Here is a 13421-nt window from a genome sequence, read left to right as displayed (position 1 = left end):
GCCTGTATGAAATCCTACAGATCCTGAGTCTGTCCATGTTTGAAACAATCCCTATAAATCAACTACTTACGCCACCCTCAACAAATCCAGAGTCGGATTTCGAGCCCAATCAGCTCGTTCTCCTCTGATGAACGTTGGGACACTACTGATGCGAAATAGCTCGCAAAATGTAACGTCGCAGCGACAACACCCATTCAGTGCAGCGCGCGCACCGCCCAACGTAATTTGGCCGACGAGGAGCGCGGATTGCTGCGCTGCTCGTCGTAGGAGGCACGGATCGGGTCGGCGGCCACGCTGCTGAAAGTGCCATTGCGCTCACCCGTTTGAAAGCACTTTTTCACACGGCGGTCTTCGCCGGAATGGAAGCTCAAGATAGCCACGCGCCCACCGGGTTTGAGGCAGGCGGGCAGGTTCAACAGCATGGTGTCCAGCACGCCAAACTCGTCGTTCACCTCAATGCGCAGCGCCTGGAACGTGCGCTGCAGCACCTTCTTGGTTTCCACCAGGCGCTCCTCAAACGGCATGCTGCGCTTGTAGGCCAGCTCCATGGTGGCGCGCACCAAGTCGGCCAGTTGCACCGTGGTTTCCAGGTACTGGCCTTGCAGGGCTGCAGCCAAGGGAATCGCAAAGGGCTCATCGGAGTTATCGGTCAGCAGGTCGCGCAGCCGGTGCCGGGTCACGCACAGCAGCAGCTCGCTGGCCGACTGGCCATGGGTGGGGTCAAGGCGCAAATCCAGCGGGCCATCGGCCCTAAAACTGAAGCCCCGTGCCGGGTTGTCGATCTGCATGGACGACACACCCAGATCTGCCAGCACAAAGTCAAAGCCGCCGCCCGCCTGCGGCAGCAGCGTGGCCAGTTCGCTGAAGTTGGCACGGTGTACGCTGAGCGCGTCTTCGCCGAAGCCCAGGGCCCGGAGCCGCGCTGTGGTGCGGGGCAGTTCAATCGGGTCCACATCCATACCAAACATGCGCCCGCCGGGTTGCACCAGCGGCAGCATGGCCAGCGTGTGGCCGCCAAAGCCCAGTGTCAGGTCCAGCCCGGTTTCGCCGGGCACGGGCTTCAGGATACCGAGGATTTCGTCTACGCAAATGGAGCGGTGCATGCCTGCAGGCGTTTGCCCGCGCTGCATGACCTTTTCTACCTCGTCCGCATGGCGCGTCGGGTCCAGCTCTTTGTATTTTTCTTCAAACTGGCGAGGGTGGGTACCAGCGTAACGCACGCGGCGCTTGTGGGGAGGGGTAGCGTCGGTCATTGGCCATTATGCGCCCCAAGACCTCTGAACAAAAAAGCCGCGCAGCCCCCGTAGGATCTGCGCGGCCAGCTACTAAATTTGTAGCGTCGTCAGTGACGATCAGACGCGTGGCACTGGAGTGCCGGAGTTGACACACAAGGCCATGTTCAGTGCCTTGACAGCGGTCTTGTAGTCCTCGCGCTCAATCACGAACTGCATGTTCACCTGGCGCAGAGTTTGCGACACGCAGTTGACGTTGACCTGCGCATCTGCCAGCGCCTGCGCGGCCTTGGCCAGCACACCGGGAATACCGATGTTGGAGCCGATAGTGCACACGATGGCGCTGGGCTTGACCGTCACCACCTGGTACAGCTCTTCCAGCTCGGCCACCAGCTCAGCCGTCACTTGGTTGTCCCACACCAGATGGGCGATGGAATTGGCGTTGGTGGCCTTGAGGATGTAGCTGATGTCATGCTTGCAGAACACCTGCATCAGGCTGGCATCAAAGCCCACGGTGCCCACCATGCTGGGGTCGTGGATCTCGATCAACGTGACCTTGTCGGTGCCGGTGACGATTTCCACGCGGGCGCGCTCACCGACGAAGTCCTTGGTGATCAGCGTACCAGGGTGGTCGGGCTCGAACGTGTTCTTCAGGCGGATGGGGATACCTGCCAGTTCCATGGGCTTGGAGGCCTTGGGGTGGATGGCTTCCATGCCCACGTCGGCCAGCTGGTCAGCCACGTCGTAATTGGTGGCGCCCACCACAATCGCGTTTTCCAGGCCCACGAGGTTAGGGTCGGCAGACGACAGGTGGAACTCCTTGTGGATCACCGCTTCGGCGGGGCGCACTTCCACGGCAATCTTGCTGAAAGTGACTTCAGAGTAGCCGCGGTCGAACTCGCGCATGATGCCTTCTGTGCCCTTGGTGTAGCCTGTAGCCACAATCACGTTGTTGGCCAAGTCCAGGTCTTTGAAGCTGTTGGCAATGCGCTCGTCAATGGTCCAGGCCTCGGTGTCGTCAAAACCGGCCAAGTCCATCAGCACGGCCTTCACGCCATTGGCCTTGAGGATTTCCACCGAGTTGAACGCACTATGGGACTCGCCGATGGAGGCCAGCACTTCGCGCGCAGCCAACAGCACGTCATGGCGGCTGAGGTAGCCGCTGGCGAGCACATGCTGCATGGCCCCCAGGTATTCGCGGGCCTGTGCAATGCGCTGGTCGATGAAGGCATCGGCCACAGCCAGCGGCAGGCCCAGATCGGCGTAACCTGCGTTGATTTTTTTCAGGCTGACTGCCAGGCCTGTGAGCGCGTCCTGGTAGCCCTTGCCCTCGGCAAACAGCGCGTAAATGCCACGCTCGCCGGTTTTCTTGTGCTCCAGCAGTTGGTTGGTCACGCCCGAGTAGGCCGACACCACGTAAATGCGGCCGTAGATGCGCTTGGGGTCGTGCAGCACGATGTGGCGCAGCACATCGCCAAAGGCGGTCATGGAGGTGCCGCCTATCTTTTCGACAGAGATCTTGGAGGAATTTAGGTCAGACATGGACAAGCTGGGAGGGGCAAAAAAGGTTGGAAAGCCGGCCGGAATTTCTGCCGAGGCAGCCAACGGCAGAAAACCTAGTATTTTCCACTAGTTTGGTGAGAGTGCTTTCACCACGACGGCCCTCGACCTATTCACCTGACTGCGAAGTGCGGCGCAAGGTAAGCCGCACCGTGTGTCTGCCCGGGTGGGTTTCAAAATCCAGACTACCACCCAAGCGCTGGGCGATCTGTCGCACGATGGCAAGCCCCAGCCCGGTGCCTGGCACGGTACGGCTGTCGTTCCCGCGGCTAAACGCCTCCTGAAGCCGGGAGACGTCGGGGCGCGCGATGCCGCCACCGGCGTCTTCCACTGCCAAGCTGACGTGCTGGCTGTCCCCCAGCAAACGCAGGACTACCGGCGCACGCCCGTGCTTAAAGGCGTTTTCGATCAAATTGGAGATCAACCGCTCCACCAGCAGTGCATTGGCATGGGGCCATGGCAGCGCAACGGGGGCCACGACCACCAACTCGTCAGGGGCCCGCTCAAAGCGGGCCGCAACGCTGCGTGCGGACTCGGCAAGGTCCACGGTCTGGTCCATGGCCAGCGTGTCGCTACGCACAAAGTCCAGAAAACTCTCTATCAAGCGGTCTGCCACAGCAACGTTGCGCGCGATGGCGTCCTGTCGCGTCTTACCACCAGGGGCGTCTGGGAGCAGCTCGGCAGCCATGCGGATGCGCGCCAGCGGGCTGCGCAGATCGTGAGACACACCGGCCAGCAACAAAGAGCGCTCCCGCTGGTACTGCTCCAGCCGCGCCAGCAGTTCGGTATACGCCGTGTCCATGGCCGCTATTTCGGGTGAACTGCCAGCCACCACAGCAGCCATAGGCATCAGACTGCCCGGTACATGGGTTTGCATACGTTGCCGCAAGTGTTCCAAGGGGCGCGTCAGACGGCGGGTAAATGACCAACTGGCGACGACCATCAAAACAGCGGCCAAGGCCATGGCAATCAGCAGGCGTACCGGCCATTCGGGCAGCAGCACTGGCCCAGACACGCCCAGCCACACCGACTTGCCATCTGGCGTACGTATCTGCAACCAGATCAGAGATGCCTCTGCCCCTTGCCGGCTGAGCCGCATATCCTCGACCTGCAATCCAAGTGCCTTCAGGCGCTGGCGCAGGGCCACAAATCGGGGTGCCATGGCGGGCGAAGGTCGTGTGAATGCCGGCATCGCATTGCTGCGCAGGACCTGAAGCGGTGCACTGGTTTCTGCAGAAACACCGGCCGCCTGGGCCAGTTGCGGCGCCCACAAATCTGCATACAGCACCGCGATGGCGCTGTTGCGCTCCACAAAAAACAAAACGCCAAACACCAGTAACAGTGCCATCACCAGGCCCAATTGCGTCAGCAGCAAGCGAACAAACAGGCTGTCAATACTACGAAAAAAAGAACGTGCCATGACGGGTACGCGTTAGCCACGTGGCACGAAAACATAACCCTCGCCCCGCACGGTATCGATCCACGCGTTACCTGGGGCGGCGTCGTCCAGCTTCCGTCGCAAGCGTGCAACCTGCACGTCCACCGTACGATCCTGAGGCTTGTAGCTACCGTTTCGCACAGCCTCACTCAGCTGTTCGCGTGACTGGGGTTGGCCGGGAGTGGCCGCCATGGCAATCAATAGCTTGTACTCCACGCCAGTCAGCGTGACCGCGCCAGTACCCGCCAGTACTTCGCGCTTGAGCAGGTCTATGGTCAAACTATCAAAGCGCAACTGCGTGGCCTGCGCCCGACCCGGCAGTTGGCGCCGCAGCAAAGCGCGCAGGCGGGCTACCAGCTCGCGAGGCTCGAAGGGTTTGGGCAGGTAGTCGTCTGCCCCGATCTCAAGGCCCAGCACCCGGTCCATTGGGTCGCCGCGCGCGGTCAGCATCAGGATGCCCAGCGCCGGGTGGCTGGCCCGCCAGCGGCGGCAAATATCAAAGCCGTTGGCATCGGGCAGCATGACGTCCAGCAGCACAGCGTCCGGCTTCCATTGCGCCAGCGCTCGCTCGCCGTCACCGGCGGTCAGCACGGTGTGCACCGCCAGGCCTTCGCGCTGCAGCAGCTCCGCCACCATGCCCGACAACTCGGCATCGTCGTCCACGATAAGCACCAGGGGTTTGTTCATGGTGAAAGTTTAGGGCCAGCCCACGCAAGGCTACAGCCATGTTTCAAAACTGTCACATTTCGTCGCATGCTGTGGTCGTCCGCAACGCATTTGAGCCGTCAAATAGAGGCAATGCAAACACTCCGTTCTGCGTTGTGAAGCGGCAAGTCGCCGATTGTTTTGCGTCAACAGAAAAGGAACATTGACCATGTACCCATCCACCTCCACCATATCCTCCACGACACGCACTTCGCTATCCCGCAGTGCAGGTCTGCTGCTTCTTGTGGGCAGCCTTTGCGCAGTGCTTACGTTCAACGGCGAGGCACAGGCCCGCGAACGCCACAGCTCCATCACCGGGGCCAACGGGAAAACCGCAACACGTGATATCTTGCGCGAGAAGGGCGATGTGTCGTCGACCACTACAGGGCCGAATGGAAAAACCAGCAGCCGTGTGGTGGACCGCTCAGCTTCCGGCACCAGCGCCACCGTGTCCGGCTTCAATGGCAACACGGCGACCCGTGAGACAACGCGTACAGACTCCGGCTCCACAACAACCGTGACGGGATCTGGCGGCAAGTCAGGCACCGTGGTAATCACCCACTAGACCCGGACCACCATGAAGCCATTGCACTCCCTATTGGCATCGCTGTTTTTGGCAAGCGCCGCGCTGGCAACCCTGCCAGCCCAGGCGCGTGAAGCCAATGCCATGGCCAGCGCTTGCCGTAGCGACTACCAAACTTTCTGCTCCAAAGTGAAGCCCGGTGGCGGGCAAGTCGCTCAGTGCCTGCAAGAACATGCGGCAGAGCTGTCCGCCCCCTGCAAAGCACAGCTGGGCACCGTCAAGCAATGCACTGAACAAATCAAGGCCGTCTGTGGCACTGATGGCACCGACAAGGCCGCGTTGCGCACTTGCCTGAAAGCCCACGCCAGCGAGCTTGGCGCGGCATGCCGAACCCTTTGACAATGCCCCTGCTGCCTTGGATCGCCGTCAGCCTGGAGGGCTTAGTACAGACATTTGTGCACGGCCCACTGCTGAAATTCAGTCTTGGTGGGGCCAGATCAAACATCGGTGCTTGAACGGCGCAGCTCAGGGGGCGGCTGCCAGTTCTTTACCCAATGGACCAAATCCTGCAATGGCATCGGTCTGGCGATGCCATAGCCTTGAAGGGTATCGCATCCCATGTCGCGCAGCGCTTCCGCATGGGCCAGCGTCTCCACGCCTTCCGCGACGACCTGCCGCTCGAACGCGCGCGCGAGGCTGACGATACCGCGCACCAAAGTGCGGTCCCGTTCGTTATCCAGCATGTCCCGCACAAAGGACTGATCGATCTTCACAATCTGTGCGGGCAACCGTTGCAGATAGGTCAGGGAGGAGTAGCCGGTACCGAAATCGTCAATCGCGCATTGGATGCCCAGAGCATCCAACCCCTGGATGACATAGGCCACCGCTGACAGATCATTGAACGTTTCCGTCTCCAGCAGCTCGACCTCCAGAAACTGCGGGGGCAATGAGGGGTATTGACCCTGCAGTTGGGCGACCTTGAGTTGAAAGTGGCTGTCGATCAGCGTGGATACGGTCAAGTTGATGCTTAAAGACAGTGGCTGGCCCTGAGATGCCAAGCTGTGTCCGGCCTTGAACGCCGCGTCCAGTACCCAGTAATCCAGTTTGTTGCTCACTGGGGTACCCGCGATGTCCTCCAAAAATGCGCCTGGCGCCAGCAAGCCACGTTCGGGGTGGTGCCACCGGATTAATGACTCAGCACCAACAACCTGCCCATCTGTGATCCTGACCTTGGGCTGAAAAAACAGCTCCATTTCACCTCGCTGCAGCGCGTCCTCCACCAGTCTGGCAGATTGCCGACGAGCTTGTCGAAGTTGGCCTTGCTGGATGTCAAACACGACAATGCGATCTTTGCCCTGTTCTTTGGCGGCATACAGCGCAAGGTCCGCGTGCCTGAGCAGGCCGTCAGCATCTGCAGGGTCGTCGGGGGAGAAGGTGACCCCGGCACTGCATGTGAGGTGCACCTCCCTACCGTCCAGGGTCGCGGTCTGCGCGAGTGCTTGGCGCATGCTCTCCAACCGTTGCATGGCCGTGTCGGCGCTTTGGCAATGTTGGAGCACGACGACAAATTCATCTCCGCCAATGCGACCGATGAGGTCATCGGTTCCCACCTCCTTTTTGAGACGTTGCGCAAACACCCGGAGAAACCTGTCCGCAATGGGAAGGCCCCACAGTTCATTGAGGCCCTTGAACTGGTCGATGTCCAGAACACACAAGGCCAGGATATTGTTGAGCTCCCCACTTTCATGCAAGGCGGCGTTGAGTTCTTTGGTGAAAAGTCGCCGGCTTGGCAGACCTGTCAAGGCGTCGTAATTGCCAAATTGCTGCAGGGCCAGCTCCAGACGCCGTTGTTCGGTCACATCTTTGCCGACCGAGACCCAGCTGCGCACCGTGCCGTCGGGGTCCTGGATACCTTCTATCGTGATTTCCGACACAAACGATTCACCGTTTTTGCGGCGCCGAACCAGCTCGCCGTGCCATCGACCATCGCGTTCAATAGCTTGAGCCACCCGGCGCAGGAACGAGCCCTCTCCCCCTTCGTCAACGCGCAAGATGGCCGACGACTTTCCAATCAGCTCGTCCCGCGAATAGCCGAGAAGCGAGCAGTACGTCGGGTTGACATCCAGCACGGCCCCATCCGGTTGCAGGATGGCGATGGCGTCTTTGCTGTTGATAAACACGCTGGCCGCTTGCCGCGCCTCGGTGAGCAGGGTCTTCAATTTGTCGGCCGTGTGTACCAGCGCTTCTGCCCGTTCGTGCAGCTCATGCACATTGTCAAGCAGGTAACCGAGCAGGCCGGCACCGATGGGGTAGATCAGTAACACGGGCAACCAGGTTCGTTCGGTCACCATGCGAGCGATCTCTGACGGCAGGGTTTGTATGGCCAGCATGCCACCTGCGGCCAAGCTGAGGCCCAGCCCAGCCAGCCAAAGCCCGTCCGCCGAAGCTTTGTTGCGGTGGGCGGAAAAGATTGGTCGGTACTTCTGCCATAGCCAACCGATCCCCGTGCACAGCACAATGCCCACCATGGCGGGGCCAGTGCCTATGCCCCCCAAGGCAATCCGGTAACCGGCCAGAATCGCAGCACACAACAGGGCGCCAATGGGTGACAGATAGGCTCCCGCAAGGCCGGCCACCACCAGCCGGGCATCCACAATCACGCCCTCGCTGAGGCGCAGTGGTGCGAGCATGGTGAGGATGCCCGTGACGCCGAACATCAATCCCGTTACCCAAGGCAACAGGGCTTCCCGCCTCTGTGCGACGGTCCGGTCTGGGTGGCGGGCACTGCTATGGGCGATGCCGTAGAGCGCTGCCAGGAAAGACAGCAACCCCGCGTTCATTCCCATGTCCCGAACCAACGACGTTGTGTCGATATTCATCGCGTTTTTTTTGGGGAAAACCAAAGCGCATCATACGAAAGAAGACGCCGAACAGGGGGAAATGCCCGCTTTTTTCCATTCATACGCAATGAATGCACAGAGTCAAGCGCGAAGGCGCATCCGTGCAGCTGCCATGCGCAATCTCGCCGACCATGCCGCCGCCCAGGATCTTGACCTTGATGCCCTGGGCCTTGGCCTGGTCTTCGGTGAGGCCGACCCAGGCCACCTGGGGTCGGTGTAGGCCACGGATGGGCTGGCCCACGATGTCGCCGATGGCGAAGGTGCGGCACGTTGGTGCGCATCTGGATGTCGACGTTGATAAAGCCACGGTCGGTGACTGCCACACCGGCCTTCTCGGCGCTGATCTTCTTGCCGTTGGGCGTGCTACCGGCGGCGCCCTGCGCCTGAAGCTACTTGCGGCGGGGGTCGTACCACAGCTCGGGCCGGTTCACCGGCGTGCCGGGCGTGACCAGCGGGTTCTTCAGTTCGATGACGACGCGCTTGTCCAGTTGCGCCCGGCGCAGGCTCTCGCGGTGGTGCTGTTCAAAAAGACGATCGAACGAGCCGTCGGCGAGCGCCTTTTCCAGCCCCTGACGGATGATTTCCGCAAGTTTGGTGTTGCCTCGGTTGAGCATGAAGTACGAGGTGTAGTAGGGATAGTGCAGCGCGATGTGCGGCTCGACCTCCAGCGTGTCGGCATTGCTGTCCTGCTCCTTCCAGATCTCCATCACGCTGCGCGGAAAGTAATCGAAACGACTGCCGACGATCATTTTGAACAATCCTTCGTAGGTTGCCCCTGTGATGACGGGAATACCGTTGGCGCGCAGGATGTCCGTATCAGGCCAATACAGCCCCTGGGCCAGGCGCACCGGCTTCAAGTCGTCGAGTGTGTTGACGTCAGCAAACCGCGCCGTGTCGCCTTTTCGGATCAGCCCCACGCGCCAGCCGAGCACGCCCTTGTTCATCGGGATGTACACGGCCAGTAAGCGCGCCTCGCGCTCCGCCGCGCTCGGCAGGGGCGCGACGTCTATCATTCGCCCGGCCTCGAGTTCGCGAATCTGGCGCTCCTGGTTCATTGGGAGCTCGGCCAGTTCGACGCGATAGTCCGCGCCGACCTTGGACAGCGCCAATTTCAGCAAATCCAGTCCGTAGGCGGATCGGCGATCGCCTTCGAACTCCGGGCGGGGAAAGCGCACTACTTCGGCAGTAGCGGCTTGCGCGACGAGCAGCAGGGCCAGCAAAAGACGGGCAACCATGGGCTGGGCAGATAGGAAATTCAACCGCATGAGGGCAAGTATGGCACGGGTTTTTTTGGTTCCCAAGCCTCTTTGATTTGTGCAGTTTGAACCGTCGCGGCGGCGGAATGGTGAGACCTTTGGCGGGGTGGGAGATCACGCTGCCCGCCACTTTTTCAAACACCCCATCGACGACGCAGACATGGAAGTGCACATGATGGTCTTGCCGATGTCCACCGCGTCTGCGCCCATCTCAATCGCCAGCGCAATCTCGCCAATCATGTCGCCGGCGTGCGTGCCAACCATTCCTCCACCCAGGATCTTGCCGTGGCCGTGCGCTTCGGGGCTGTCGTCAAACAGCAGCTTGGTAACACCATCGTCAACCAGGAAGAGGCAGCGAATTGGTGATGGATTGGTAGATTTCAGAGCTCCCCAGCTGCCCATGAGGCAGTTTGGCGGGCCCTTCGACCCAAATAGCCCCTTACGGGCGCACCGGTGCCAGCAAACGCCCTCGGCTGAGATAGACATTGGCCAGCGCCAAGGCCGTGAATGCCCTTATCGCGTTCTCCCAGATCAATCCCCACAAAGCGGCGCAGGCTGACGCTGTCATACAGCGCTTCCTCACAGGCCAGGTCGGCCAGGTTGAACCAGTACTGGATGAAGTGGATGCGCAGCATGCGCTGCAACCCGATGGGAGGACGACCATTGCCGGCCTTCTGGTAGTGCGGGGCTATCTCTTCGCACAAAGCAGTCCACGGCACCAGTGCCTCCATGGTCTTCAAGAATTCGTCGCGCCGTGTGGGTTTGCGGTGCTGCTCGAAACCTGACTGTGCGTCGGCGGCCATGGAAAAGGTTTGTTACTTCATGGCTCCGTAATTCACTGCCTACAGCAGATATTGCGTGGACTTATTCAGCGTTGCCTTAGATTAAAAATAGTTGCGCGCGCAACTACATGAATATATAGTTGCGTTAGCAACCAAATAATTTTGACAAATATGCCTACCAAATCATCTGATACTTTGCCAAAGCGTGTGCCTGTGCTTGTTGCCGGTGGAGGCCCGGTCGGAATGGCGCTTGCCGCTTTGCTAGCCCGCTACGGTATCGCCAGCATGGTCGTTGAGCTCGATTCGACTTACTGCGCCGGCAGCCGGGCCATCTGCATGTCGCGCCGTTCGCAGGAGATTCTGGGCTGGGTTGATGCTGCCCAACCACTGGTGGACAAGGGTTTGTCATGGGTTGGTGGTCGCAGTTATTTCCGTGACCGCGAAGTTCTGCATTTTGAAATGCCCAGCGAGCCGACCCAGCGTTTTGCGCCCATGGTCAACATCCAGCAGTTTTATGTCGAAGAATTTGCACACAAGGCGGCGCTGAACTATGACGGCCTGGTTGATGTGCGCTGGTCCAGCAAGGTGGTGGCAGTGCGGCCACAGGCTAATGGTGCCTTGGTTGATATTGAATCCGCTGACGGCAATCACACCGTGTTTGCCGACTGGGTGGTGGCTTGCGACGGTGGCCGCAGCACAGTGCGTGAACAACTCGGCCTGCAGCTTGAAGGCACGCAGTACGAAGGCCGTTATGTGATTGTTGACGTGGTTCAAAAAACAAAACGTGATGTGGAGCGCCTGGCCTGGTTTGACCCGCCGTCCAACCCCGGCTCGACCATTTTGATGCACCGCCAGCCCGACGATGTTTGGCGTATTGACTACCAAATCAGGGACGATGAGGATCCAGTGGAAGCCGTCAAACCTGAAAACGTGTTGCCGCGAGTGCAAAGCCACCTTTCGATGATTGGCGAGAACGAACCTTGGGAGCCGCTGTGGATTTCAATCTACAACGCCAAATGCCTCACCTTGCCCAGCTACCGCCAGGGTCGGGTATTGTTTGCCGGTGATGCCGCGCATCTGGTGCCGATTTTTGGCGTACGTGGCCTCAATTCCGGCCTGGACGATGCAGCCAACCTAGCCTGGAAGCTGGCGCTGGTGCAACAGGGGCAGGCTGACGAAACCTTGCTAAGCAGTTATTCGACTGAACGTGTCATGGCCACCCGCGAAAACATTGTTTACGGCGCCAAAAGCACGGAATTCATGGCGCCGCCCAATTACGGCTTCAAGCTGCTGCGTGAAGCTGCGTTGCGCCTGGCCACTGAAGATGCAACCGTCAGCGCCTTGCTGAATCCGCGCCAGTCAACGCCGGTTGAATATGTCGGTTCGGCGTTGAATCTGGCCGGCGACACAAACAGCCTGGCTCGCGCCGGAATGCCAGCGCCCGAGGCCAAACTGCGCGGCCCGGCTGGGGATGTGCATCTGACATCGTGTTTTGGTCATGCTTTTGTGTTGTTGTGTTTTTCTGAATCTGCACTGCCGGGTGATGTAGCTGTTTTGGCGATGGATGCTGGCACCAGCCCGGCTACGGTCAGGGTGATTTGGATCAGCAGCCAGGGACAGCCTGGTCAAAACATGCTTGTTGATGAACTTGGTCAGGCCCGTAGCCGTTACGGCGCAAATGAAGGCTCCACTTACTTGGTTCGCCCCGACGGTTACCTGATGGGCTACTGGAAAACCACTGATGCGGCCACGCTTAAAAGCGCCCTGAAGCCCTTCCAGCAAGAAAAGGCACTTTAGCCAGTACCGCCCGATTGAAGGAGAAACATGACAAACACTCATCAACTTGACCAGACCTATACCGCTTTGGCTGAAGCCACCGCCCGTGTGGGTGAAACCAAAACGCCGCTCTTCCTGGCCACGCTGGCTTTGGCACTTTTGAGTCGCCAGACCGATGCGGCGGAAGCACTGGCACTGATCACACAGGCTGAACGCCTATCGGCAACCTGAACCGATTCATTCATCAACATTTTCCGGAGACAACATGCAAATCTTCCCTGCTTTCAGCCGCCGCACCATCATGCTTCTGACACCCCTTGCCTTGGTCGCAGGCGTCGCTTCGGCGCAAACCTACCCCACCAAACCGATTGAATGGGTCGTGCCTTACCCTGCCGGTGGAGGTTCTGACATGGTAGCGCGGACCTTGATCGAAACCATGGGCAAGGCGCTGGGACAGCCCATGATCATCAACAACAAACCGGGCGCAGCCACCAATATCGGTGCCGACTATGTAGCCCATACCAAGGCCGACGGTTACACCCTGCTGACCGGCGACACCGCGACCTTGGCCGCCAACCCCGCGCTGTACAGCAAACTCAACTACAGCGCTGAAAAAGACCTGGTGCCGGTCGGTCTACTAGCGCGTTTTCCAATGATTCTGGTGGTCAACCCGGCAATTCCAGTCAAGAACTACGCTGAATTTGTGGCCTGGGCCAAAACACAGGTCTCCGGCACCAGTTACGCCACACCGGGCGCCGGCAGCCCGCACCACCTTGCCAGCGAGCTGTTTCGCGTCAGCACCGGTCTGAATCTGGTGCATGTTCCTTACCGTGGCGCAGCACCCGCGGTTCAGGACGTGGTTGGTGGCCAGTTGCCTTTCATGTTTGTCGACACCGCCAGCGGCATGGGTTTTATCAACAGCGGGCGCCTGCGCGCCATCGGCATCGCCAGCCCCAAACGGGTCAAAAACTTTGACACGATTCCCACGCTGGACGAACAGGGACTGAAAGGTTTTGAAGCCTACGCCTGGCAAGGCCTGCTTGCCCCCGCCGGAACACCGACCGATGTGATTGCAAAGTTAAACAAGACACTGATCGAGGCGCTGAACTCCACAGCTATCAAGGCGCGTTTTCAGGTGCTGGGCCTGGAGCCGATACCGAGCACTCCAGCAGAGATGACGGCTTATACCAAAGCCGAGCGCGAGAAGTGGGCCGTGGTTATTCGTGACAGCGGCATCAAATTGGATTGA

At 59.8% G+C, this 13421-nt stretch carries 12 protein-coding genes and 3 pseudogenes; 5 read left to right on the top strand and 10 right to left on the bottom strand.

Annotation, left to right across the window (positions count from 1 at the left end):
- Positions 1-194: 194 nt before the first annotated feature.
- The 4 genes from rsmH to AC1DZ5_RS12605 all read right to left on the bottom strand — a co-directional run bounded on the left by rsmH (position 195) and on the right by AC1DZ5_RS12605 (position 4917).
- Positions 195-1253 carry a 16S rRNA (cytosine(1402)-N(4))-methyltransferase RsmH gene (rsmH, locus tag AC1DZ5_RS12620; protein WP_477889505.1) on the bottom strand — a complete coding sequence of 353 codons (1059 nt, stop codon included), beginning with the start codon at positions 1251-1253 and terminating at the stop codon, positions 195-197.
- A 99-nt stretch (positions 1254-1352) separates the two neighbouring features.
- On the bottom strand, positions 1353-2774 hold the full coding sequence (locus AC1DZ5_RS12615) for an aspartate kinase (protein WP_477889503.1): 1422 nt from the start codon (positions 2772-2774) through the stop codon (positions 1353-1355).
- Between the two features lie 127 nt (positions 2775-2901).
- On the bottom strand, positions 2902-4212 hold the full coding sequence (locus AC1DZ5_RS12610) for a sensor histidine kinase (RefSeq protein ID WP_477889501.1): 1311 nt from the start codon (positions 4210-4212) through the stop codon (positions 2902-2904).
- 12 nt (positions 4213-4224) lie between these two features.
- The gene (locus AC1DZ5_RS12605) at positions 4225-4917 is read right to left on the bottom strand and encodes a response regulator transcription factor (RefSeq protein WP_477889499.1); all 693 of its coding nucleotides are present in this window, start codon (positions 4915-4917) and stop codon (positions 4225-4227) included.
- A gap of 187 nt (positions 4918-5104) precedes the next feature.
- Between AC1DZ5_RS12605 and AC1DZ5_RS12600 the strand changes: the two genes are divergently transcribed.
- Together AC1DZ5_RS12600 and AC1DZ5_RS12595 are read left to right on the top strand one after the other, a co-directional pair.
- Positions 5105-5500 carry a hypothetical protein gene (locus tag AC1DZ5_RS12600; protein ID WP_477889497.1) on the top strand — a complete coding sequence of 132 codons (396 nt, stop codon included), beginning with the start codon at positions 5105-5107 and terminating at the stop codon, positions 5498-5500.
- 12 nt (positions 5501-5512) lie between these two features.
- Complete coding sequence (locus AC1DZ5_RS12595; protein WP_477889495.1) at positions 5513-5857, top strand: cysteine rich repeat-containing protein; 345 nt, start codon at positions 5513-5515, stop codon at positions 5855-5857.
- 98 nt (positions 5858-5955) lie between these two features.
- Here AC1DZ5_RS12595 and AC1DZ5_RS12590 read toward each other — a convergent pair whose 3' ends face one another.
- The 6 genes and pseudogenes from AC1DZ5_RS12590 to AC1DZ5_RS12565 all read right to left on the bottom strand — a co-directional run.
- The gene (locus AC1DZ5_RS12590) at positions 5956-8337 is read right to left on the bottom strand and encodes an EAL domain-containing protein (RefSeq protein WP_477889493.1); all 2382 of its coding nucleotides are present in this window, start codon (positions 8335-8337) and stop codon (positions 5956-5958) included.
- Between the two features lie 79 nt (positions 8338-8416).
- Positions 8417-8599 (bottom strand): hypothetical protein, encoded by a 183-nt coding sequence (locus tag AC1DZ5_RS12585; protein WP_477889522.1) that lies wholly within the window; start codon positions 8597-8599, stop codon positions 8417-8419.
- Positions 8588-8732, bottom strand: a pseudogene (locus tag AC1DZ5_RS12580) (FAD-dependent oxidoreductase); the annotation flags it as partial. The pseudogene AC1DZ5_RS12580 and the gene AC1DZ5_RS12585, both read right to left, overlap by 12 nt.
- A gap of 15 nt (positions 8733-8747) precedes the next feature.
- Positions 8748-9593: a substrate-binding periplasmic protein gene (locus tag AC1DZ5_RS12575; protein WP_477889491.1), complete on the bottom strand. Its 846-nt coding sequence runs from the start codon at positions 9591-9593 to the stop codon at positions 8748-8750.
- A 195-nt stretch (positions 9594-9788) separates the two neighbouring features.
- Positions 9789-9953 (bottom strand): annotated as a pseudogene (locus AC1DZ5_RS12570) (hypothetical protein); the annotation flags it as partial.
- Between the two features lie 185 nt (positions 9954-10138).
- Positions 10139-10417 (bottom strand): annotated as a pseudogene (locus tag AC1DZ5_RS12565) (transposase); the annotation flags it as partial.
- A gap of 150 nt (positions 10418-10567) precedes the next feature.
- Between AC1DZ5_RS12565 and AC1DZ5_RS12560 the strand changes: the two are divergent.
- From AC1DZ5_RS12560 to AC1DZ5_RS12550, 3 genes are read left to right on the top strand one after another with little or no spacing between them, the layout of a single operon-like run.
- Positions 10568-12193 carry an FAD-dependent oxidoreductase gene (locus AC1DZ5_RS12560; RefSeq protein ID WP_477889489.1) on the top strand — a complete coding sequence of 542 codons (1626 nt, stop codon included), beginning with the start codon at positions 10568-10570 and terminating at the stop codon, positions 12191-12193.
- A gap of 27 nt (positions 12194-12220) precedes the next feature.
- Positions 12221-12403: a hypothetical protein gene (locus AC1DZ5_RS12555; RefSeq protein ID WP_477889487.1), complete on the top strand. Its 183-nt coding sequence runs from the start codon at positions 12221-12223 to the stop codon at positions 12401-12403.
- 34 nt (positions 12404-12437) lie between these two features.
- Entirely contained in the window at positions 12438-13421 is a 984-nt protein-coding gene (locus tag AC1DZ5_RS12550; protein ID WP_477889485.1) for a Bug family tripartite tricarboxylate transporter substrate binding protein, read from the top strand.

The sequence above is a fragment of the Rhodoferax sp. P1_F3 genome (genome assembly GCF_056405715.1).
Note: the sequence above shows the minus strand (reverse complement) of the source record. Positions and strands in the feature narration are given on the sequence as shown.

Excerpts from the sequence above, each read along its gene's own strand:
- rsmH (WP_477889505.1), bottom strand. The coding sequence starts at position 1,253 with ATGACCGACGCTACCCCTCCCCACAAGCGCCGCGTGCGTTACGCTGGT.
- AC1DZ5_RS12615 (WP_477889503.1), bottom strand. The coding sequence starts at position 2,774 with ATGTCTGACCTAAATTCCTCCAAGATCTCTGTCGAAAAGATAGGCGGC.
- AC1DZ5_RS12610 (WP_477889501.1), bottom strand. The coding sequence starts at position 4,212 with ATGGCACGTTCTTTTTTTCGTAGTATTGACAGCCTGTTTGTTCGCTTG.
- AC1DZ5_RS12605 (WP_477889499.1), bottom strand. The coding sequence starts at position 4,917 with ATGAACAAACCCCTGGTGCTTATCGTGGACGACGATGCCGAGTTGTCG.
- AC1DZ5_RS12600 (WP_477889497.1), top strand. The coding sequence starts at position 5,105 with ATGTACCCATCCACCTCCACCATATCCTCCACGACACGCACTTCGCTA.
- AC1DZ5_RS12595 (WP_477889495.1), top strand. The coding sequence starts at position 5,513 with ATGAAGCCATTGCACTCCCTATTGGCATCGCTGTTTTTGGCAAGCGCC.
- AC1DZ5_RS12590 (WP_477889493.1), bottom strand. The coding sequence starts at position 8,337 with ATGAATATCGACACAACGTCGTTGGTTCGGGACATGGGAATGAACGCG.
- AC1DZ5_RS12575 (WP_477889491.1), bottom strand. The coding sequence starts at position 9,593 with ATGGTTGCCCGTCTTTTGCTGGCCCTGCTGCTCGTCGCGCAAGCCGCT.
- AC1DZ5_RS12560 (WP_477889489.1), top strand. The coding sequence starts at position 10,568 with ATGCCTACCAAATCATCTGATACTTTGCCAAAGCGTGTGCCTGTGCTT.
- AC1DZ5_RS12555 (WP_477889487.1), top strand. The coding sequence starts at position 12,221 with ATGACAAACACTCATCAACTTGACCAGACCTATACCGCTTTGGCTGAA.
- AC1DZ5_RS12550 (WP_477889485.1), top strand. The coding sequence starts at position 12,438 with ATGCAAATCTTCCCTGCTTTCAGCCGCCGCACCATCATGCTTCTGACA.